General features: G+C 43.8%; 22 protein-coding genes and 1 tRNA gene. 20 read left to right on the forward strand and 3 right to left on the reverse strand.

The genetic code is table 11. The features are described from left to right. Positions 1–8: 8 nt before the first annotated feature. The 4 genes from queA to QY318_03000 all read left to right on the forward strand — a co-directional run bounded on the left by queA (position 9) and on the right by QY318_03000 (position 3,263). Positions 9–1,097 carry a tRNA preQ1(34) S-adenosylmethionine ribosyltransferase-isomerase QueA gene (queA, locus tag QY318_02985; protein ID WKZ30789.1) on the forward strand — a complete coding sequence of 363 codons (1,089 nt, stop codon included), beginning with the start codon at positions 9–11 and terminating at the stop codon, positions 1,095–1,097. A 104-nt stretch (positions 1,098–1,201) separates the two neighbouring features. Then, positions 1,202–2,287, forward strand: coding sequence for a tRNA guanosine(34) transglycosylase Tgt (gene tgt, locus QY318_02990; GenBank protein ID WKZ30790.1), 1,086 nt, complete (start codon positions 1,202–1,204; stop codon positions 2,285–2,287). Continuing rightward, positions 2,284–3,030: an SAM-dependent methyltransferase gene (locus QY318_02995; GenBank protein WKZ30791.1), complete on the forward strand. Its 747-nt coding sequence runs from the start codon at positions 2,284–2,286 to the stop codon at positions 3,028–3,030. The genes tgt and QY318_02995 overlap by 4 nt, the downstream gene beginning before the upstream one ends. Beyond that, positions 3,030–3,263 carry a DUF1653 domain-containing protein gene (locus QY318_03000; GenBank protein ID WKZ30792.1) on the forward strand — a complete coding sequence of 78 codons (234 nt, stop codon included), beginning with the start codon at positions 3,030–3,032 and terminating at the stop codon, positions 3,261–3,263. Before QY318_02995 ends, QY318_03000 begins: the two co-directional genes overlap by 1 nt. Here the strand turns inward: QY318_03000 and QY318_03005 are convergent. Then, entirely contained in the window at positions 3,260–3,970 is a 711-nt protein-coding gene (locus tag QY318_03005) for a class I SAM-dependent methyltransferase (protein WKZ30793.1), read from the reverse strand. The two genes, QY318_03000 and QY318_03005, sit on opposite strands and share 4 nt — an antisense overlap. A 329-nt stretch (positions 3,971–4,299) precedes the next feature. Between QY318_03005 and rny the strand changes: the two genes are divergently transcribed. From rny to QY318_03050, 9 genes are all read left to right on the forward strand, one after another. After that, complete coding sequence (rny, locus tag QY318_03010; GenBank protein WKZ30794.1) at positions 4,300–5,832, forward strand: ribonuclease Y; 1,533 nt, start codon at positions 4,300–4,302, stop codon at positions 5,830–5,832. A 43-nt stretch (positions 5,833–5,875) separates the two neighbouring features. Continuing rightward, entirely contained in the window at positions 5,876–6,649 is a 774-nt protein-coding gene (locus tag QY318_03015) for a TIGR00282 family metallophosphoesterase (protein WKZ30795.1), read from the forward strand. Between the two features lie 108 nt (positions 6,650–6,757). Next, entirely contained in the window at positions 6,758–7,030 is a 273-nt protein-coding gene (locus QY318_03020; GenBank protein ID WKZ30796.1) for an HU family DNA-binding protein, read from the forward strand. Positions 7,031–7,204: 174 nt separating this feature from the next. After that, positions 7,205–9,094 (forward strand): N-6 DNA methylase, encoded by a 1,890-nt coding sequence (locus QY318_03025; GenBank protein WKZ30797.1) that lies wholly within the window; start codon positions 7,205–7,207, stop codon positions 9,092–9,094. After that, complete coding sequence (locus QY318_03030) at positions 9,091–9,621, forward strand: NYN domain-containing protein (GenBank protein WKZ30798.1); 531 nt, start codon at positions 9,091–9,093, stop codon at positions 9,619–9,621. The genes QY318_03025 and QY318_03030 overlap by 4 nt, the downstream gene beginning before the upstream one ends. A gap of 59 nt (positions 9,622–9,680) precedes the next feature. Then, positions 9,681–10,898: a hypothetical protein gene (locus QY318_03035; GenBank protein WKZ30799.1), complete on the forward strand. Its 1,218-nt coding sequence runs from the start codon at positions 9,681–9,683 to the stop codon at positions 10,896–10,898. A gap of 184 nt (positions 10,899–11,082) precedes the next feature. Then, positions 11,083–12,525 carry a CAP domain-containing protein gene (locus QY318_03040; protein WKZ30800.1) on the forward strand — a complete coding sequence of 481 codons (1,443 nt, stop codon included), beginning with the start codon at positions 11,083–11,085 and terminating at the stop codon, positions 12,523–12,525. Between the two features lie 40 nt (positions 12,526–12,565). Further along, positions 12,566–13,360, forward strand: a complete 795-nt coding sequence (locus tag QY318_03045; protein WKZ30801.1) for a hypothetical protein — start codon at positions 12,566–12,568, stop codon at positions 13,358–13,360. A gap of 17 nt (positions 13,361–13,377) precedes the next feature. Beyond that, on the forward strand, positions 13,378–14,091 hold the full coding sequence (locus tag QY318_03050) for a hypothetical protein (protein WKZ30802.1): 714 nt from the start codon (positions 13,378–13,380) through the stop codon (positions 14,089–14,091). Positions 14,092–14,212: 121 nt separating this feature from the next. On the opposite strand, the gene QY318_03055 is transcribed toward QY318_03050, so the two are convergent. Further along, positions 14,213–14,677 (reverse strand): GreA/GreB family elongation factor, encoded by a 465-nt coding sequence (locus QY318_03055; GenBank protein WKZ30803.1) that lies wholly within the window; start codon positions 14,675–14,677, stop codon positions 14,213–14,215. A gap of 276 nt (positions 14,678–14,953) precedes the next feature. Here QY318_03055 and QY318_03060 point away from each other — a divergent pair. From QY318_03060 to QY318_03090, 7 genes are all read left to right on the forward strand, one after another. Next, positions 14,954–15,028, forward strand: a tRNA-Glu gene (locus tag QY318_03060). A gap of 28 nt (positions 15,029–15,056) precedes the next feature. Continuing rightward, positions 15,057–15,725, forward strand: coding sequence for a tRNA (guanosine(37)-N1)-methyltransferase TrmD (gene trmD, locus QY318_03065; GenBank protein WKZ30804.1), 669 nt, complete (start codon positions 15,057–15,059; stop codon positions 15,723–15,725). A gap of 101 nt (positions 15,726–15,826) precedes the next feature. After that, positions 15,827–16,303: a GreA/GreB family elongation factor gene (locus QY318_03070; protein ID WKZ30805.1), complete on the forward strand. Its 477-nt coding sequence runs from the start codon at positions 15,827–15,829 to the stop codon at positions 16,301–16,303. A gap of 30 nt (positions 16,304–16,333) precedes the next feature. Continuing rightward, entirely contained in the window at positions 16,334–17,665 is a 1,332-nt protein-coding gene (locus QY318_03075) for a hypothetical protein (GenBank protein ID WKZ30806.1), read from the forward strand. 105 nt (positions 17,666–17,770) lie between these two features. Then, the gene (locus QY318_03080; GenBank protein WKZ30807.1) at positions 17,771–18,136 is read left to right on the forward strand and encodes a hypothetical protein; all 366 of its coding nucleotides are present in this window, start codon (positions 17,771–17,773) and stop codon (positions 18,134–18,136) included. Then, positions 18,133–18,936, forward strand: a complete 804-nt coding sequence (locus QY318_03085) for an ABC-2 family transporter protein (protein ID WKZ30808.1) — start codon at positions 18,133–18,135, stop codon at positions 18,934–18,936. Before QY318_03080 ends, QY318_03085 begins: the two co-directional genes overlap by 4 nt. Continuing rightward, positions 18,937–19,722, forward strand: a complete 786-nt coding sequence (locus tag QY318_03090; protein WKZ30809.1) for an ABC-2 family transporter protein — start codon at positions 18,937–18,939, stop codon at positions 19,720–19,722. Here the strand turns inward: QY318_03090 and QY318_03095 are convergent. Further along, positions 19,719–20,315: a 3'-5' exonuclease gene (locus QY318_03095; protein ID WKZ30810.1), complete on the reverse strand. Its 597-nt coding sequence runs from the start codon at positions 20,313–20,315 to the stop codon at positions 19,719–19,721. The two genes, QY318_03090 and QY318_03095, sit on opposite strands and share 4 nt — an antisense overlap. Between the last annotated feature and the right edge of the window lie 158 nt (positions 20,316–20,473).

Genomic DNA, 20,473 nt, shown 5'->3' on the forward strand with positions numbered 1-20,473 from the left:
TTATCCCCATGCTTACGACAGATTTTGATTACAACTTGCCTTCAGAGCTAATCGCCGATTCACCACCAGCAGAGCGTGGGACGACACGGCTGATGGTTCTCGACAAAAATAGCTCAAAGCTCTCTCACAAAAACTACTCCGATATTCCTGATTATATTGAAGTGGGCGATGTGGTAGTACTAAATCGCACACTTGTACAGAAAGCCCGGCTATATATGGAAAATTCATCAAACGGCAAAAGGGTTGAGGTGCTATTCCTTAATCGAGTGAATCTGAATGAGCAGGGAAATGAGAAGTGGTTCGCATTAATCGGTAGGGCCAAAAACGTGCAAGCGGGCGATCTGCTCAGGGTAGTAGATGCCTCGGAAGCACTTTTAAAAGTTCTGTCGAGAGGAGAGTCTGGCGAGGGTTTTCTCGTTGAAATATTAGATATCTCAGCTGAGCAGCTATTCTCTAAATATGGCAATGTCCCGCTCCCTGCATATATCAAGCGTGAAGCAACCGCTGAAGACGAGATCCGATACAACACAGTATTTGGAAGCGAGCCTGGCTCAGTGGCAGCACCAACAGCAAGCCTCAACCTTACCGATGAGCTTATCGACCAGATAAAGGCCCGAGGTGCAGAAGTTGTCTTCGTGGAGCTCGATATAGGCTGGGGGACATTCGCTCCCGTTCGCACCGAGAAGATAGAGGATTTTCAGATCCATACCGAGCGTTATCACTTGAGCGAAGAGACAGCCGCAGCAGTGAATAAAGCTATCAGCAGTGGCAAGAATGTGTGGGCGTTTGGCACAACTGCAACTAGAGTCCTGGAAAGCTGCGCATACCTGCGTGTTCGTAACGAAGATGCAGGCCTGGATGGCGTTCGGTATTTGGTAAAAGCCAGCAGCGGCGAGACGAATATTTATATCTATCCTGGTTACGAATGGAAAATTGTAAATCGGCTTGTGACAAACTTTCATGCGCCAAAATCAAGCCTAATAATGCTGGTTGCCTCTTTTGCCGGCTACGATCTAACAATGCGTGCATATCAAGAGGCTATTGATCAGGAATACAAGTTTCTTAGCTATGGAGACTCTATGTTGATTTTGGGTTAACCATGTGGCAGCCCTAAGTGGGTTAGACCCGCTCTGCTCAGAGTGGAAGTGCTCAGACCCGATCGGGTCTGAGCATTTTGCAAAAAACGCGGTATAATAACACCATGCACGATCTAAATAACATTAACTTCTTGCCAGATGCTACACGCGGAGCTGTCCGTTCAATCACCACGCAGCAGCTAAAATCCACAAACACAAAAGGCATCGTAGTAAACACCCTCCATCTACTTATCTCGCCCGGCCCTGAGCGGATCAAAGAGCTAGGTGGCATCCACAAATTTATGAGCTGGGATGGACTTACCCTCTCGGATTCTGGAGGCTTTCAGGTATTCTCACTTCTACACTCAGGTAAGTGGGAAGGAAAGATCGACGAGAATGGAGCTATATTTAAGTCTCCACGAGATGGCAAAACACATGTGCTGACACCTGAGAAGTCGATAGATATTCAGATGATGCTGGGTACAGATATACTGGTGGTGCTTGATGATTGCAGGAAGGCAGTAACAACACGCGAGGAAGCTGAAGAGTCAGTAAATCGAACAATTGAATGGGCAAAGAGATGCAAAGAGCATTACCTAACCAGCTACAGCGACGCTGAAAGAGAGGGAAAGATGCTCTCAGCAGTAGTTCAAGGGGCGAATTTCAGCGACCTAAGAATCAAGTGTGCGGAAGCGCTGACAGAGATCGGCTTTGATGGCTACAATTTTGGTGGCTATGTACTGGATGATGAAGGGAAGCTTGTGCTAGACCAGATGAAGACAGTGGTGGACAACACTCCGGCCGATAAGTTCAAGTATGCGATGGGGGTAGGGAAGCCCGATGATATTTTCTACTCGGCTCAGGTAGGATACAAGCTTTTTGATACAGTGCTACCCACAAGGAATGCAAGGCATGGCACACTTTACTCGGCGACCGCTACAAATGGCGAGATGCGCATACGAAATGCAGAATTCGCAACCGACACCGGTCCTATCGATGAGAGCTGCGACTGCGAGGCATGCACAAACCACTCAAAGGCCTATATTCATCAGATGATAAAGGTGGGCGAGATGACAGGAATGACTCTAGCAACAATCCACAACATCAGGTTTTATCAGCGGTTAATTGAGAAGATGAACGAGCTAGGTGAAGATGGTATAACATCTATAGAGTATAAAGATATTCTAAAACAATTAGCCGACGCATCATGAAGAAATCTAACCAAAAAAGGAACAAAGCCGGCAAGCTATATCTAGTGCCGACACCTCTATCGCCATCGCAGCAGGAATTTCTCCTCCCGGGAGATGCCGAAAAGGTAAGAAAGCTGAAGAGGATATTTGCCGAAAATCCTAAAACCGCTAGAGCATTTCTAAAGCTGCTCAATCCTGAGACTCCGATCCAAGAGATTGAGATCTATACATTCGATGAGCATACGAGAGATAAAGCAGCGCACGAATTAATCAGGCTGCTCAGCGACGGAGTCGATACTGGGATGATGACAGAAGCTGGTGTGCCTGCTGTAGCAGACCCTGGGAGCAGGCTTGTGCGGCTAGCACATATGAAGAATATCGAGGTAGTCCCAATGATTGGTCCATCTTCGATACTGCTTGCGCTGATGGCATCGGGCTTGAACGGCCAGAAGTTCTGCTTCGACGGTTATCTGCCTGTCGATCAGAATAAAAGAGAGGATGTGTTACGAGCTCTGGAAGCTGATTCTCTAAAAAGTGCGACGACACATATAATTATTGAGACGCCATATCGGAATCGCCACCTGTGGAATTCGATGCTAAATGTGTGCCACCCGAACTGTGAGCTCTCGATTGCTGTGAATCTTGGTGGCCAAGATCAGTACATAAAGACGGCCAAGGTCGGGGATTGGAAAAATATTAGGTGGCCGGATCTGGATCGGAAGCAGGCAGTGTTTCTACTAAATTCTAAAGCAACGATTAAATAATGGAGCCAAAGATTAAATGTGGCGTGTATCGTCACTACAAGGGTAAGAAGTACCTCGTTCTGGGCATCGCATCACATAGTGAGACATTAGAGGAGATGGTTGTATATGTTCATCTGTACGAGAGCGAAGATGGTCATAACCATATGTGGGTCAGGCCACTTTCGATGTTCTTGGAGAATGTTGTAGTCGATGGGAAGGAAGTTCCGAGGTTTGAATTCCTCGGCATACACTAGTCTCTCTGCAAGAAGAATGACACAGTAGTTGGTATCTCGTAGCCGTCGACCCCTAACTCCTTTGACTGAGTGCCGAGTCTTTCGATTACCCTCAATATTCTAAAGCCTGCGGCAGAGGCCGAGTTAATATACTCTTCGAAGGTGAATGTCGGATGTGTTACAAACATATCGCTTTTGCCCCCTGCGAGTGGGAAATCAACATCCTCCTTAACGTGATATAGCTTACTTTTCTTCCTAAAGAGGCCTACGAGTGGGTGTACATCTCGGAATGCAAAGAAGCCGCCCGGATTAATTGCACTGTGGGTCTTCTGCATAAGTTTGGCAATGTCCCTTGTGTAGTGTATAGAGAATCGACCAAAGATCAGGTCATATGTCGCTGAACCGAAGCTATATTCGTCAAGGTCGGCCAACTCGACTGTAGCCCTACCATCAGTTACATTACTACGGAATTCATGAAGCATACCCTCAGAATTATCTATACCTACATATTTGGAGATAAGTTCATGTTGAGATAGTAGGTACGCTGCATCACGACCAGATCCGCAACCGTACTCAAAGATGGAAATGGGCTTTCTGTCTAACCCAAGCAAATGAATGAAATCTTCCTCGGCGGTTCCAGCATGATCTAGCATGTATTTGTGGTACCTGGAGGCAATCTGGTCATATTGTGACATCAATTGAAGTGCATTAAGATTACGCCACTCCATATTACGTCATTAAGTTGATTGGAACAAATTGGCAGCTGAGTCGTTTTCCCAATTCATCTTTAACCTCTTCCATGCTATAATCTCAAGATAGTGATAATGTGTTAGATTAGGGGTTTTTACCATAATCGCTAATAATTACTGAATTCTTGTGCTTGAAGCACTGACAGATTTATATATGGAAAGTTGTTTAGATTTGCAGAATTTAAGAAACGACGAAAGCTGGGCGGCAAAGAGTGCGCCTGGAATATCCATCAATACTGACGAATAGGTAATTATTGCGCATCCCTTCTTTAACACTACTATAGTGTTAAATTTTAATGTTAAGTGAAATGGAAATTATCGCTGTAATAGTTGCTGCTTTGGTAGCAGCGGCTTTGGCAGCTGTGGTGACCTTCTTTGTCTTGAGATCAAAGATGGAGACCACCATAGTTGAGGAGATGCCAGAAGAGGAAATAGAGAGAATAGTTAAGAAGAGAGCCGCAGAGCAGATGCGCGAGGCAGAAGAGAAAGCCGAGCGTGTAGTACAGGAGTCTGAAGAGAGAATGCGCAAGCTTCGCAAGGAGCTAACCGAGCAGGAAGATCTGCTTGTCGCCCGAGAGAAATCATTAAACGAGCGAAGCAAGATTCTAGACGGCAAATCAGAAGAGCTCGAGGCTGAACAGAATGGCGTAAAGCAGGCAAAGAAGGCTATTGAAGAAACTCGCCTCAAGCTTAAAACTGAGCTTGAAAAGATCTCAGGTCTTACCCGCGACGAGGCTAAGGAGAAGCTTCTCGCAGAGGTTGAGGAAGATATTAAGAACTTCCAGGCAAAGCTTATCCGCAAGGCCGAGAAGCGTGCCGAAGAGGTCGCTGATGAGAAGGCAAAGAAGATCCTTGTTGAGTCTATGCAGAGCATTGTCACTGATTATGTCGGTGAGACTACAACTTCAAGCGTGAAAGTAGAGGATGAAAAGGTTAAGGGTAGAATTATCGGTAAGGATGGACGAAATATCCGCGCTTTTGAGAAAGCTACCGGTGTGGATGTGATTGTTGACGAATCGCCAACATCAATTGGATTGTCATCATTTGATCCGCTCCGTAGAGAGATCGCCAGAGTTGCGATGGAGAAGCTGATCAAAGATGGACGTATCCACCCAGGCACGATTGAGGATGAGATCCGCAAAGCTAAGAATGAGATCGCTTCTGAGATCAAGAAGAATGGTCAGATTCTGGCCGATGAGGCTAATTGGCCAGGGATGGACCTCGGCTTGCTCAAGCTAGTTGGAAAGATGAAGTATCGAACCAGCTACGGCCAGACCTTGATGAAGCACTCTATTGAAGTGGTTCGACTTGGCGCCGTAATCGCATCAGAGGTTGGGGCAGATGTAGATCTGGTAAAGAAGGCCTGCCTACTACACGATGTTGGTAAGGTGCTTACCCACAAGGTTGAGGGTGCTCACCATCATATTTCGGGTCAGATCGCACGCAAATATGGGCTGCCTGACAAGCTAGTGAACGCAATTGAGGCACACCACCTCGATATCGAACCACAGTCAATCGAGGCATGGATTGTCTACTTCGCGGACGCAATCTCAGGTGCACGACCTGGTGCTCGAAAAGACAGCTACGAGCAGTATATCAAGCGAGTAGAGGGTATTGAGAATATCGCAAAAGAGGTTGGTGGTCAGTCGATTGATGAAGTTTACGCAATACATGCAGGCCGTGAAGTGCGGGTGCTTGTAAAGCCAAACGAAACATCGGATGATGATATTACAATCATGGCAAAGGATATCGCTCAGAAGATTGAGGAGACTCAAACATATCCAGGTACTGTGCAGGTCACAGTTATCCGTGAGAAGCGAGTCCAAGAGGTTGCCAAATAGTTAGCGGTAATTAGAGAGGGGAGAAATGATTAGAGTATTAATAATGGGAGACATATGTGGGAAGCCAGGCCGTGAGGCCGTTTCCCGCATGGTCCCTAAGCTGAAAGAGAAGCACGATATCGATCTGGTTATGACCAATATCGAGAATCTTGCTCATGGTAGAGGTGCGACTATTTCCACAGTAAACGAATTAATGGCTTCAGGAGTAGATTTCATGACGGCCGGCAATCATATCTGGCGCCACGAGGACTTTCATGAGCTGCTTGGCGGCGATTATCCAATCATTCGTCCGATAAATTACCCAGACGACCTCCCTGGCAAAGGGTTCGGTGAGATCGATCTAGGAGCTAAAGGCACGATTTTGGTGATCTCATTGATGGGAATTGCCTTTATGAATGAACGGACGCTTACAGAGCCGTTCAGAGCCTTGAAAGGCTATCTGAAGGAGGTCGAGTACGAGAAGTATGCAGGAATAATTGTCGATTTCCATGCAGAGGCGACCAGTGAAAAACTATCGGCTGGATTATACTTTGATGGGCAGATAAGCGCTCTAGTAGGCTCTCACACACATGTTCCAACTGCCGATGAAAGGGTGATGCCAGGTGGGACGGCGTACATAACCGACCTAGGCATGTGTGGCCCTCACGACTCGGCCCTGTGGGTCAAAAAAGACATTATCTATCAGCAAAATATGTATCCCTACTCACCTCGGTATGAGATCGAGGAAGAGGGTCCAATTCGCTTTGATGCAGTCATTATTGACATAGAATCCCCAACAAAGGCCGTCGCAATAAGGCGTATAAATGAAATCCTATAACTAAAGGATTATTGACAAGCTTGTAAAAATCTTTTATTTTTGGCTAATATGAAAGCCCTTATTAAGAGGATTTTTCATATTAACTCTTTGGAAAGGAGGCATACGCAAATGTTGAAGAAAGATTTAGTAGAGGTAGTAGCTAATGAAGTTGGCTTAACAAAGAAGCAAGCTTCTGAAGCTCTTGATGCTATGCTCGACGCTGTAACAAAAGCTCTTGCAAAAGGTGATGCAGTACTTCTTACCGGTTTCGGTAAATTCGAAGTACGCCACAGAGCTGCAAGAATGGGTATCAACCCACAGAGCATGGAAAAGATCAAACTTGCTGCTTCTAACGTTCCTGCATTCAAGGCTGGTAAAGCTTTGAAGGAGGCCGTTAAGTAGTTAGTGCCGGTATTTCTCTGTTATATAAGAGAGAAAAGTTCGGGAGTCTGTATACAGGGCTCCCGATTCTTTTTTATATGCTCTGCCTAATTTTCATGAAATTTAACGACAAACAGTGTCGTGCTCTGAGAAACTGCGATATAATCGTGTAGCAATACTTCCAGAGAGTACAAAATGCCAGCCGAAAAACATGTAGATGCAATATTCACTAATTATCTAGAATCAGTATCACGCAAGTTCAAAAATGAGAGAACTTCTGAGATGGGCTATAGAGCTGAATTTGAGCAGCTATTAAAGAACGTATTTGAAGAGATAGGCGTCAAGGATATAGGTCATGATGAAAAGTCATCTAAAGGGAATAAACCTGATTTTATAGTCTACAGCAAAGCTAGGGTCCCATTGCTTTACATTGAGGTGAAAGACATTGGGGTGTCGCTGGATAAGATAGAGCAATCTGAGCAAATTGCTAGATACTTCGGTTACGACAATCTTGTGCTGACAGATTATCTTGAGTTCCGGTTTTATAGGAATGGTCATAGGTATCAGGATCCGGTAAAAATCGCCGTGTATGACAAGAAGGGACGCACGATTGAACCACAATCTCATAATTACCAAAATCTCGCGAAAACTCTACTCGATTTTACCAAATCTCATAAAGAACCTATCAAATCAGGACTCCACCTTGCGAAGGTAATGGGCGGTAAAGCCAGAAGAATAAGAGACAATATTCTTGAGATTATTGAGCATCCGGACAAAGAGTCGGCTGATCTTGAGAAGGTATTCGATACAATCAAGACCTTGTTGGTACACGATCTCAAAATAGACGACTTCGCAGACATGTATGCCCAGACTCTTGTGTATGGACTCTTCGTCGCAAGATTCTATGATGAATCAGAAGATAGCTTTAGCCGCGAGGAGGCTCGTGAGCTTATCCCTGCTTCTAATCCATTTTTGAGGCACTTTTTCGATCATATTGCTGGACCAAATTTTAATGTTCGCCTTAAATACATCGTAGACGAGCTTTGTGAAGTGCTTAGCCATGCTGATATTGAAAAACTGATGGATGATTATTACGGTAAGCAGTCAAAAGATCGTCGGAAGGCTCCTGATCCGGTTATCCATTTTTATGAAGACTTTCTCAAAGAGTATGATCCGGTGTTGCGAAAAAAGATGGGAGCTTATTACACGCCTGTGCCAGTTGTGGATTTCATCGTACGATCTGTCGACCATATATTGAAAAAGGATTTCAGCCTACCGAAAGGATTGTCCGATACCAGTAAAGACCAGAAGGGTAATCACATTGTGCAGGTACTAGATCCAGCGGTAGGTACAGGAACTTTCTTCAGTGCTGTAATTAGGCATATATACGCACCATTCGCCAAGAATGAGAACCAAGGAGCTTGGCATAAGTACGTACACAACGAGCTTCTTCCAAGGCTTCATGGGTTTGAACTGATGATGGCTCCATACACGATAGCGCATCTACGTTTAACTGTCGCATTTAAGAAAACGGATTTTATCCACTTCAACAAAAGGTTGGGTATTTATCTCACGAACTCGCTTGATGACCTACAGGGTCAGGATGGACTATTCGCTTTCGGGTTTGCGGATAGTATTGCTCAGGAATCGGAAGCAGCAAGGAAGATAAAGCATGATACACCAGTTATGGTTGTTCTTGGCAATCCTCCCTACAGTGTCAGCTCTCAGAATAAAGGAGAATGGATCGAGAGTGAGGTGAAAGAGTACAAGAAAGATCTTAATGAAAGAAATATTCAACCGCTCTCTGATGATTACATTAAATTTATCCGTTTCGCAGAGCAACAGATCGAGAAAAATGGCTCAGGTATTGTGGCAATGATAACCAATAACTCTTTCCTCGATGGAATCATCCACAGGCAGATGCGTAAGCATCTCTTAGAAACGTTTGATGACATTTATGTAGTCGATTTGCATGGTAATTCGAAAAAGAAGGAGATGACTCCAGATGGTGGTAAAGATGAGAATGTATTTGACATTCAGCAAGGTGTCTCGATTAACTTTTTTGTTAAGAAGCCTCAAATATGAGCAAGAAAGGAAACTACGCTTTCATAGACAGTCAGAACTTGAACCTAGGTATGCGATCCTTGGGCTGGAGGATAGACTACCAGAAATTTAGACTGTACCTGAAAAATAAATATAATGTGCAAAAGGCCTATCTATTTATTGGATTGGTTCCAAACAACCAACAATTGTATAGTGATCTACAATCTGCTGGCTTCATACTGGTATTTAAGCCGACAGTGAGATATTTTGTCCGTGGTAAGGAGACCGTCAAAGGTAATGTAGACGCAGAATTGGTTCTGCATGCTTCTGCAATCGAGTACAGCAAGTATGACAAGGCAATTATAGTAAGCGGTGATGGTGATTTTTCGTGTTTAATTCAGTTTCTGGTGAAAAGGAAAAAATTGTTGGCACTGTTAACTCCTAACTCCAAGTACTCGCAGCTACTAAAGCCGTACTCGCCATATATTACGAGAATTGATCAAATTATTAAGTCTTTTGGGTATAGGAAGAAAAGAAAAACCAGCATCAGCGTTCGGTCGAAACCTTAGGCCTATCTGGTTATGGTGATAGGAAATTCTATCACAAATAGATAAGTAGATCAATCAACATGAATAACAAAAACACTAAAAAGAAATTAGCAAGAGTTCATCATATTGACTTGTTTGGAAAGCGTGAGGATAAGTTTAAATTCCTAGAGGAGAACTCTGTGGCGAGTATTAGTTGGCAAAAGCTTAATTACATTCAGCCTTCGTTTTATTTTGTGCCAAAGGACTTTGGATCAATTGTGGAGTATGAAAGCGGGTTTAGGGTAGATGAGTTACTTACATTTAATGCAAGTGGGACAAAGTTTCGAAAAGATAACCTATTGGTAAGAAATCACTTCACACGATACGATGTAGAAAAAATGTTAGAGGATATAAACACACTCTCTAAAGAAGATTTTCTTAATAAATATAACTTTAATGAAACTAAAGATTGGGTATTAAAGGAAAAGGTGCAGTATTTCGAGACCGATTACAATAATATTAGGAAGGTTCTTTATTCACCATTCGATACAAGATTCACGTATTATCCTGTTGAGAGAATCTCGAACATTATTCCAAGAGGTGATTCAAGGAAGCAAATGATGAAAAATTTCTTTGAACCAAACGTGGGACTTCTACTAATGCGGAAGCTTGTAAATACACAAAATTTTTCGACAATCAGTGTGTGTAATTGTATGGTCGATATTAACTATTACGGTTTTCAAACATATGTATTCCCGCTCTATCTGTACGCAGCCGATGGCTCAAAAACTTCAAATGTAAACGATGAAATCGCCGACAAGATAAAGCAATTAAATGGCACATTCACACCAGAAGAACTATTTGACTACATATACGCAGTGCTACACTCCCCAAACTACCGCGAAAAGTATAAGGAATTCCTCAAAATAGATTTCCCAAGAGTGCCATACCCGAAGGATCGCGAAACATTCGACAAATTTGTAAAACTGGGAAAACAGCTTAGAGAGCTCCACCTTATGGAATCTCCAAAGATCTCAGAGGCCAGTTTACCATTCCCCATAGAGGGTAGCGATTTAGTTGAGAGAGTTAAATATGAGGACAGTAAAGTATTTATAAACAGCACTCAATATTTTGACAATGTACCTGAGATCGCATGGAATTTCTATATTGGTGGGTATCAACCAGCTCAGAAGTGGCTTAAGGATCGTAAGGGTCGGGAGCTATCGTATGAAGACATGGAGCATTATCAGAGGATTATTTTTGTACTTTTGGAGACTGATAAACTGATGAAAGAAATCGATACTGTGATAAAGTTTTAGTAATTAGAAGTAAATGGCATTATTGTTCAAATTGGGATAGCGCTCTGTTTGATTTATTTGGAAAGCCATTTACAGTGGTAAGATTCTCTATGAATAGGCTTACGTTTTGGGTTTACTAAAGAATTTAAATCTAATACACTGTACTAAGCAAAATTGTGAAATAAATCTTTGTAAACTGCCGTAAATGCTGCGAAGGCTATTCATACCAACGACGAAAAACAAGTTCAGACCCTATCTGCTGCGCAAGCCAGCGCTTGTCATCTATACTCTGTTCTTGGTCACATTTAATGTTGGTTATCCAGCATTTTTCCCTGAATCAGCAAGCCAGGTAATCGCAAGCTCTATAACGGCAGGCACACTAATCTCACTTACAAATGCTGAGCGGCAAAACCTTGGCCTGACGACCTTAACGACCGATTCGAGGCTGACAAATGCAGCATATGCAAAGGCCAACGATATGCTTACGAAGGATTATTGGAACCATTTTGGGCCTAACGGTGAGACTCCGTGGCAATTTATCACCTCTGCGGGCTACACCTATGTATATGCTGGCGAGAATCTAGCCAAAGGCTTCTCAACCTCTGAGGGTGTGCACCAGGCCTGGATGGCTAGCCCAACCCACCGCGCAAACATTGTGAATGGTAACTATCGTGATATCGGAATCGCTGTGGTTGAGGGCGAGCTACTTGGCGAGCAGACTACGCTTGTGGTACAGATGTTTGGCGCACAATCAGGTTCTACTACCTCTACACCTTCTTCGCAGCCATCGACTCCACAGCCGAGCTCACAGCCACGAGAAGAGAGTGGCGAGATCAAGAGCATCAGCATTGTAAAGCCAGCTGATGGTGAGACTGTAAAGGATCCATCTCAAGCCATAGAAGGTACGATTGATGTGGTTGAGCGGGTTGTAGGGTCATATAAGGTGCGTGTAACTGAAGAAGAGGTTGTGATTGGCGAAAGTGATTCAGCAGAAACCGATTGGAGCGTAGGAAACAGCCAGGGCTGGGAAGATGGAGAGCATGAGATAACCGCGAGGGTTGAGCAGGATGATAAAAAATTTGAGGATAGCGTGAAGTTTACTTTGGACAGTACGCCTCCGGCATTCGAAGAGGATGATCTGGTGATTGAGTTTAACGATGAGCAGAAAGAGTGGGAGCTAACCCTCTACGGCTCAGAGGTTGAGATGGTCGCGACAGTGCAGGTTGGCTCAAAGCCATTTCCGATGGAGTTCACTGAAGATGGGGTATGGTTCCTCAGCATCTCAGACTCTGAAGTAGCAAATCATATATCTGTGAAGCTACTTCTGGCGGATGCTATAGGAAACGTGGGTGAGCATGAGATCCTCAGTCGGTTTATCAAGCCGGTGCAGGATGTTGAATCTGTAAGCTCGATCCTCCCGAAAGATGATATAGGTAGCTTTACAGGGTTTTTGCAAGGGATTCCGTTGAAGAGTGAAGTGAATGTCGTATTTGGAATGGCGATCTTAGGATTGATTTCGCTGCAGGTTTATCACTATTATAAATTAGGGAAACTTAGCGAGCGTGGTGGCTACCTTCTTACGACTGCGATCTGGGTCTTCCTGTTACTAGCGGGAACATTTGTTGGAACTTTTGGCTCGGTGGTTTAAGCGGCGGTTTGTCGCATGAATTAAATTATGTGATGTCTCGATGGGCTTAATTAGCAGGTATAAAAGAGAGTTTGTGTATGCAGTGATACTCTTCATCATATGGGAGATATCACAGGTACCTGAGATTATTGGCGTGGGGCAGGTCTATTTCTTTTTCAGCTTTATTGGGTTGCTGCTTGTTGTGACCTGGATCTTCACCACATACTTCAGGCTTTCGTATAAGAAGGTGTCTGATAATTCTGATGCGCTGATCAAAATTCGGAATCATGAGAGATTTTTCATTAACTTCATCCTGCCATTGCTTTTTTACTGTCTTGTGAGCTATTTCCTCTATGTTAGCGTAAACTTGGTTCTCACCCAGCTACTTATAATCCTAAGCTCGATGCTATTTTTCGTAATCTTTGTGAATATCAAAAACTCATATACCAAGGTTTTCACAATCGAGCGTGATACACGGACAATTCTAAGCTTCTTGGATATCATAGTTTTCTTTCTTGCTGTAACATTGCTTACATATTTCGGTGACTCATTCGCCGTAAGAGTGCTGGGCGTGAGCGTGGCAGCATTTATACTGCTTGGCCATCAGCTGCTGATAAATAAACAGCAGAATTGGGCCGGCTTTGCTGTTCTCGTGGCTTCGACAATATTCTTAGGGGCAGTAGCATACTTCTTCATGGATAGCGGGAGCTATCTATTCCCACTGGTTATGAGCATACTTTTCTATCTTGTAGTCGCACTTTGGACCGTAAAATTGAGTGGTACAAGCAAGCTGAGCGATTACCTGCCGCCTCTGCTTTTTGCTTTGATGGCATTTATTATAGTTACAAGTTTCTAATTTAAAAATCTAAACAGTTGGAGAAATCAATAGTAATAAAACTAGGTGGCTCGCTGATCTACGACCTCAACTTGGGCATAAACAAGGAGCTGATGAAGAAGCTTCATAGCTGGTATGTCGCGCACGGTCCTGAGTACAATTTCATCGTGTTTGTCGTCGGTGGAGGGAAGATTTCGAGGCATCTGGTGAGTCAGGTTGAAGATCTCGCCAAAGATGAGCTGTCCAAGCACCGGATCGGTATGGAAGCAACACGGACAAACGCAGCAATACTCGCATCTGTTTTAGGCAGCAGTGCAGGTGAGATACTGCTGCCGACTAGTTTTGGAGAGCTGCTTGAATTTATTGTTACCAATAAGCGAGGCACGATTATTACTGGTGGTTTCAAAGCTGGATGGAGCTCGGATATGAATGCCGCAATAGTTGCAGATATAATCGGGCAGAATAAAGTTTACAAGCTCTCAGATATTGACCATGTGTACACCGCAGATCCGAAGAGTAACCCAGACGCCACGCCTATACAGGATCTAACATGGAGTGACTATTTCAAGATGTTCAACCTCTCAATGGAAAATGCTCACGATGCGCCAGGACTGCATGTGCCGGTTGGTACTCATGCGGCACAGTTCTCTGTGAGGAAAGGTTTATCTTTCTTCGTATCAGGTGGAAAAAATCTTGAGAGCCAGGCTGATCTGGCTGCGGTATTTGAATCGGGGACATATCTCCACCCGTAACCCCGCTAACTTATAGTGCGGTAGTTGTTAAATCTGTGGAGTAAGATTTTCAAAAGATGTAGCGTTACTTAGATAAGTGCATTCTCGTCGCTATCGGAAAACGCACTATAAGTTAGCGGGGTTACTTTACGCTCAGGATCTTGTATTCAAGCTTCTTTCGAGGAAGCTCTACGACTACTTTTGCGCCAGCCTTCTTGCCGGCTATTGCCATGCCGATAGGTGACTTGAGGGTAATTTTGTTGTTAAGCGGGTCAGACTCAGACTCACCAACTATGAAGTAAACAACCTTGCTGCCATCAACATCCACCTCTACTTCTGCTCCAAGCTCTACGACGCCACTATCTCCGCCTTTTGAATCATTAACAATATCTGCGGTATCAAGTATTACCTGTATATCCGCAATTCGTTTCTCATTCACCTGGTACTGCTCCAATGAAAGCGTATAGCCTTCATTCTCAGATACATCGCCTCGTGCACGCATCTCTTCTACAATGCCCTTGAGCTCGTCTCTTTTGACAGTAAGTTTCTGCAGGTCCTTTTTCAATTTTTCGTATCCCTTCTGTGTCAGTTGAACTTTCTCGTTCATGATTGCGTGACTAAAATATTAGCTTATGTCATTGGGTAGTTGACGGGAAAACCGATCCAAATTCTATACTGAACCGAAATATTATGCAACATACATGCTGACCTGTTGCTTGTCCAGGTGGCTTCTTTTACTAAGTATATTGCAGAGTTAAGGTGCCAATTGTCCAAGCAAAAGGTCAGCAAGTATAACTTATATGTATGTAAATCATAGCTTTTTAGCAATTAACAGTTCATTAAGTCTATGGTAAAATACTTTCCTGAGATCTGTTTTAGCTACGCCGCCATCGTCTAACGGCTAGGACACTAGGTTCTCATCCTAGCAATCGGGGTTCGATTCCCCGTGGCGGTACCAAATATAGAGAAATAACAATATCCCAAACATGTTGAAAGTCGATGTAATAACAATCTTTCCAGAGCAGATTGAAAATTTCATGCAGTTCGGCCTTTTCAGGATCGCTAAAGAGTCCGGCGCTTTGGAATGCAAAGCTCATGACCTCCGCAAATGGACAACTGATAATCATAAAAGTGTAGACGATCGGCCATATGGCGGCGGTGCAGGCATGGTCATGAAAATTGAGCCAATATACCGCGCGCTTGAAGAGCTACGCCAGAAAGATAGCGTGGTAGTTGCTTTAACACCAAAAGGCCATCTGCTTAAGCAGAAAATATTGAGGGAGATTGTTGCAAAGAATACTGAGCATATGATACTAATCGCTGGCCATTATGAAGGCTTTGATCAGAGGATCCTTGATAATCTGGTGGATATGCGAATATCGGTAGGCGAGTATGTCCTATCAGGTGGTGAGTTGCCAGCTTTGACTCTGCTTGATGGAGTTGTGAGGTTGCTTCCTGGCGTTCTGGGCAATGAGCACTCTTCTACCGATGAGTCTCATGAAAACAATTTGCTAGAATATGCACAATATACACGCCCGGAGGAGTTTAATGGCTGGAAAGTGCCGGATGTGTTGCTTTCTGGAAACCATAAAGAAATCACCGAATGGCGTAAAGAGTCGTCGAAAAAGATGACCGACCAGTTTAAAGCCAGGTAAAATCCTCTATCCTATAGGCAATTACTTATACCTATTTATGCTTTGAGTGCGCGCCAATTCGTTGTATAATGACCGCAGGGATTAAATGTATTTAGTGCCGGTTGAAAGGACTGTACGTGGGACGCAAGAAATATTTCTTGACCAAGCAAAAGGTCAAGGAGCTCAAAAAAGAGCTGAGTATACTCGAAACCAAAGGTAGGCAGGAGATCGCAGATAGCTTAAACTGGCTGCGAGACTTGCCGAATAGCCAGGAGGACGACGAATTCTCAGATGTGTTGGATAATAAAAGATACCTCGAGAAAAGGATCGTAGAGATCAAAGATATTCTCTCCAATTTTGAGATTGTGAAGCATTCGCTCAAGGATACTGTTTCCGTCGGAACCACCGTAAAGGTGGGTTTTGAGGGATATGTGGAGAAATTCATGATAGTCTCAGCTTTGGAGGCAGATCCGCTTAATAATAAGATATCCGACGAATCTCCTGTTGGCAGGTCGCTTGTGGGTGCGAAAGTCGGTGACAAAGTCTTGGTGGATATGGGGGGCATCAAGAAAGCATTCAGAATACTAGGTATTGAGTAACTCATATAAATTAAACCATTCTAAGCAGGAATGATTGAACCAAAGATCTTAGATGCCGACCTGTCGCATCTATCTAAGTCAGAGCTTGATGCCATTGAGCGGCTCAAGGTAGTGGGAGAAATTGTACATAAGATGTGGCTGGCTCAAGTGGATCCCGGGAAAGGTATGGTCAACGTCTACCCGGATGGCGTTACGAAGAAAGAGGTATTGCTGGCGGCTAAGAAAGACTCCGCAATAACATCCCCATATACATTTGTAGAAGAGAGCAACGGCAGACTGAAGGCGGTCCACTACAGAGATAAATTCGATTCAGAAATTGATGAAGTTGTAAAAATACTTAAAGAATGCGCCGATATTCTTGAAGATTCTGAAACGAAAAGCTACTTCACGAAGCTAGCAAAGGCATGGGATAAAGGTGATTTCGACGAGGCATTAAATGTATACCTTAAAAATGGCCACACTCGAATTGAAGTGCTCATGGGTCCACTCGAGACATATGAAGATAAGCTCCTCGGCTACAAGAAATCGTTCCAATTCAACCTGCGCGTCTTACGAGAGAAAGAAACAGAGGATAGTGACAAATTTATCCAGCTGTTCAAGACAGCCGATATCCTAAATCCGACCTCAATGGCTTCAAAAGAGATTCAAAGGCGCAAAGTCACATTTAGAGTAGACGATGTATTGATGTTCTCAGGAAGGCAATCAAACACCCAATCAACCGGGACTAATCTGCCAAATGAAACCGATCTTGCGGAAAAGATGGGCACGAAGATTCTGGTGTATCGAAATGCGCTCGAGTACAAGTTTAGGAACAACCTCTCCTGGCTGATGGACCGCATCGATATAAAAGGTAAAGATGTAAAGCTTGAAGATGCAATGGAAGGTGAGCTCTATTCATTAGCATTTCATGAAATAACAGAAGGTCTTGTCAAATTCGACGGTTATGAAGAAAGGCTACAAAATTACTCAAATGCTATTCGCGAACTAAATGCGACGCTTCTTGGTATGAAGAGCGCGAAGTATCATTTTCTCAAGGGTGTTTTCACCCAAGAAGAGATGGAAGATATGCTGGTCGCGACACTGATCTATAGTGTTGATGTTTGTCTTCGGCATGAGGAGAGCTCCTCGATCGATGAGTACGCAAAGGGTTTTGCGTTACTGTTTAATTATGCCTCAAGGATTGGAGCTGTTGAGTTCTCAACTGACAAGGTCTCGGTAGACTTAGCAAGGCTATCTGAGGCGATAGATATAATGGGAGGCATTACTCTGCAGATTTTTGAGTTTGGAGATGCTGACGACGCAGAGAGGCTGTTCAACGAGTATGGCAGCTACGAGATATTCAAGAAGCTTCCTCAGAAGTAACGATCACTTAGTCCTGATTGGTCGAAAATTGCCTCTCTAGGAGGCTTTGGGGGTTTAAGCATTTAGCTAGTTTACTGACGCTGAGTGGTCGGGTAAAATTCAGGTATGGAGTCATTCAAAGATTTACTGAAGGATAAAGAGAAATATAAAGAGACCCTCATCGCTAAGAACAAATACGTCAGCAAAGAATTTCAGGATTACGGCTATCGGTTGGCGATGAAGCTCGGGGAAGAGAAAAATGTCTCGCTCTATATTCGGCTTGCCAAAGAGAAGCCGAGGGCATGGCTTGAGCAAGCACTATCTTTTGCAGTAGATTATCCGAACGCCAAAAATAAAGCGAGGCTTTTCATGTGGAAGCTGAAGCAGCTAGAGACCGAGTACTTCGACGCAAAAGATAAAAAAGCTGAAATGAGTGATAAGGCTGCTGAATCCAAGGCACCGAAACAGAAAAAATCATCAAAGGCAAAATGATGCATTGGTTGAAACCATCATATGCTGCCCTCAAGTTAGAAATCTCCCACGATCTATCATATCGATTAAAGATATTCAGCTGGATGCTGGCTGATATCTTGCAGCCGCTTATCTTCGCATATCTCTGGAGCTCGGTAGCGCGTTACCAAGGTAATGTGGATCAGGCAGTAGAGGTATTTAGCTACTTCTTCTTTTTTATGATTGTAACGCGTATAGCTCAAGATTGGAGCATATTTTCAGTGACAGATTCGATCATGAACGGCGAGTTTGGGCAGCATCTTTTGCGCCCGGTCAATTATATGTTTATGTATGGTGGACGCTCAGCGGGGCTTAAGCTATTCAGGCTAGCTATATTTCTGCCTGTGGCTTTGGCAATCAGCTTCGCGTGGAGAGATAGGCTGATAGTTGACATGAATCTTGAGCGCGCGATCGGTCTTTTATTTGCAATAGTGATAGCCATCGGGGCGAATTATATGATTGGGCATATCTTCGCTCTGGCGGCATTCTATATGGAAAATGTCCGTGGTATTAGGACGATGTTTGTGAATACACTTAGCTTGGTGACAGGTGAGTATATTCCAATTGCTCTGCTTGTAAGTGGGGTGTTGCTGTTGATTTGGGAATATCTCCCGTTTAGATATATCTACTCTTTCCCGGTCGAGATACTTATTGGGAATGTAGATAGAGATGGAATATTCAGAGGCCTGCTAATCGGAGGGGCATATCTCTCATTCAGTGTGGTTTTTTACAAAATTTTCATTAAAAAAGCGTTAAGCAGATATGAAACGGAGGGCGGATAGATGAAATACTATATGAGGCTATGGCTTCTAGTTGTGAAAAGAAGCTTGAACCGAGACATGGTTCACAGACCAGACTTTTTAACTAAAGTCTTCCGTGCATTTTTCGTAGTTGCGACCCAGCTGCTGATTGTATGGGGATTGTTTGGTGAAAGCGGTGAAGTAGCTGGATGGAGCCGAAACCAGTTTATCTTGCTACTTGGTTACTATAATCTGGTGAACTATCTAGGGTGGGGGATATTTAATGTGAATTTATGGCGGCTTGAAGAGCGCGTGATGAAGGGTGAGTTCGACTATTTTATGCTTTCACCTGCAGGCTCACTCTTCCAGGCATCATTTGGCGAATTCTTTATCGATGATGCTATTACCTCGCTTTCTGGTGCTGTGATGGTGATCTACTATTTTGTCGCTGAGTCGGAGAGCCTGAGCCTTTGGACGATCCCGCTAGCAATATTAATGCTGATTATCGCCTTGGTAATTTGGTACGGCTTACATTTAGTGGTGGCAAGCATCAGTTTGTGGAAAGTTGAAACCGGTTTTATGGATCTGATGAAGGGTATCACCAGGATCGGCGCCTTTCCTACAGATATCTATCCAGCGGCTGTACAGCTGATACTTTATACTCTTTTTCCAGTAGCGTTTATAGCGACTGTGCCGGCAGAGATACTGATTGGGGAAAGTGCTATCTGGATGGTGGGCGTAGCTGCCTCTATAGCTGTGCTATTTCTCATTGTCGGGATAGGAATGTGGAGATTGATGCTTAATCGTTATAGCAGTGCAGGGAGCTAATCCTTCAAGAAATCAGGAATGTCGTACTGCTTATATTCTGGTAGTAGGTTTTGCCCGTAGATTATCCGTGACATCGCTTCCGCGGTGAGCTTTGCGTCTTCGAGTGCGTTGTGAATTTTGCGGTTATCCTCCATCCCGACAAATTCCAATGTACCCCTAAGTCCAAGCTTGCTCTTGCCATCGACCACATATGGCTTGCCATTTAGCTTGAGATATTTGACATAAGCAAGTGCGTGGAGGTCTACCACTCTGTAGGAGAAAGGTGTGCCAAAACCCCATCTTTGGGCTTCGTTCTCCAATAAAAACGCATCGAATCCGACGGAAGATCCTCCATGTGTTCTATCTTCAAATTGCTGTGTCCATTCTATATATTTACCTAACAACTCTTTTACAGTAGGCTTGTTTGGATCTTGCATCGCCTCGATCGAGAAGCCGGTAATTTCTGGAACCTCTTCATTTATAATTGCTCCTTCCCATATGCGGCATTCACCGTAAAAGGTTTTTTCGGGCTCCTCTAGGCAGATTGCTCCAATACTCAGCAGCGAGCACTCGGTCACATTTAGTCCTGTTGCTTCTACATCTACAATTATCATACGTGTATATCGGTCAGACCCCAAGTGCTCAGACCCGATCGGGTCTGAGCAATTCTACTCTGAGCAGAGTGGGTCTAAACAACCTAGGTCTAACCTCTTTATTAATTAAGTAGCTATGGGATATAATAGCACAGATCATTAAAATCGCGTGATACAGA

The organism is Candidatus Dojkabacteria bacterium, assembly GCA_030583845.1.
GTDB lineage: Bacteria > Patescibacteriota > Dojkabacteria > SC72 > JAHDCA01.

Bases quoted from the DNA above. Each gene is read 5' to 3' on its own strand.
- QY318_03030 (WKZ30798.1), top strand. From the start codon at position 9,091: ATGAGCAAGAAAGGAAACTACGCTTTCATAGACAGTCAGAACTTGAAC.
- QY318_03095 (WKZ30810.1), bottom strand. From the start codon at position 20,315: ATGATAATTGTAGATGTAGAAGCAACAGGACTAAATGTGACCGAGTGC.
- QY318_03025 (WKZ30797.1), top strand. From the start codon at position 7,205: ATGCCAGCCGAAAAACATGTAGATGCAATATTCACTAATTATCTAGAA.
- QY318_03040 (WKZ30800.1), top strand. From the start codon at position 11,083: ATGCTGCGAAGGCTATTCATACCAACGACGAAAAACAAGTTCAGACCC.
- trmD (WKZ30804.1), top strand. From the start codon at position 15,057: ATGTTGAAAGTCGATGTAATAACAATCTTTCCAGAGCAGATTGAAAAT.
- QY318_03055 (WKZ30803.1), bottom strand. From the start codon at position 14,677: ATGAACGAGAAAGTTCAACTGACACAGAAGGGATACGAAAAATTGAAA.
- QY318_03075 (WKZ30806.1), top strand. From the start codon at position 16,334: ATGATTGAACCAAAGATCTTAGATGCCGACCTGTCGCATCTATCTAAG.
- rny (WKZ30794.1), top strand. From the start codon at position 4,300: ATGGAAATTATCGCTGTAATAGTTGCTGCTTTGGTAGCAGCGGCTTTG.
- tgt (WKZ30790.1), top strand. From the start codon at position 1,202: ATGCACGATCTAAATAACATTAACTTCTTGCCAGATGCTACACGCGGA.
- QY318_03035 (WKZ30799.1), top strand. From the start codon at position 9,681: ATGAATAACAAAAACACTAAAAAGAAATTAGCAAGAGTTCATCATATT.
- QY318_03000 (WKZ30792.1), top strand. From the start codon at position 3,030: ATGGAGCCAAAGATTAAATGTGGCGTGTATCGTCACTACAAGGGTAAG.
- QY318_03090 (WKZ30809.1), top strand. From the start codon at position 18,937: ATGAAATACTATATGAGGCTATGGCTTCTAGTTGTGAAAAGAAGCTTG.
- QY318_03015 (WKZ30795.1), top strand. From the start codon at position 5,876: ATGGGAGACATATGTGGGAAGCCAGGCCGTGAGGCCGTTTCCCGCATG.
- QY318_02995 (WKZ30791.1), top strand. From the start codon at position 2,284: ATGAAGAAATCTAACCAAAAAAGGAACAAAGCCGGCAAGCTATATCTA.
- QY318_03020 (WKZ30796.1), top strand. From the start codon at position 6,758: ATGTTGAAGAAAGATTTAGTAGAGGTAGTAGCTAATGAAGTTGGCTTA.
- QY318_03080 (WKZ30807.1), top strand. From the start codon at position 17,771: ATGGAGTCATTCAAAGATTTACTGAAGGATAAAGAGAAATATAAAGAG.
- queA (WKZ30789.1), top strand. From the start codon at position 9: ATGCTTACGACAGATTTTGATTACAACTTGCCTTCAGAGCTAATCGCC.
- QY318_03045 (WKZ30801.1), top strand. From the start codon at position 12,566: ATGGGCTTAATTAGCAGGTATAAAAGAGAGTTTGTGTATGCAGTGATA.
- QY318_03005 (WKZ30793.1), bottom strand. From the start codon at position 3,970: ATGGAGTGGCGTAATCTTAATGCACTTCAATTGATGTCACAATATGAC.
- QY318_03085 (WKZ30808.1), top strand. From the start codon at position 18,133: ATGATGCATTGGTTGAAACCATCATATGCTGCCCTCAAGTTAGAAATC.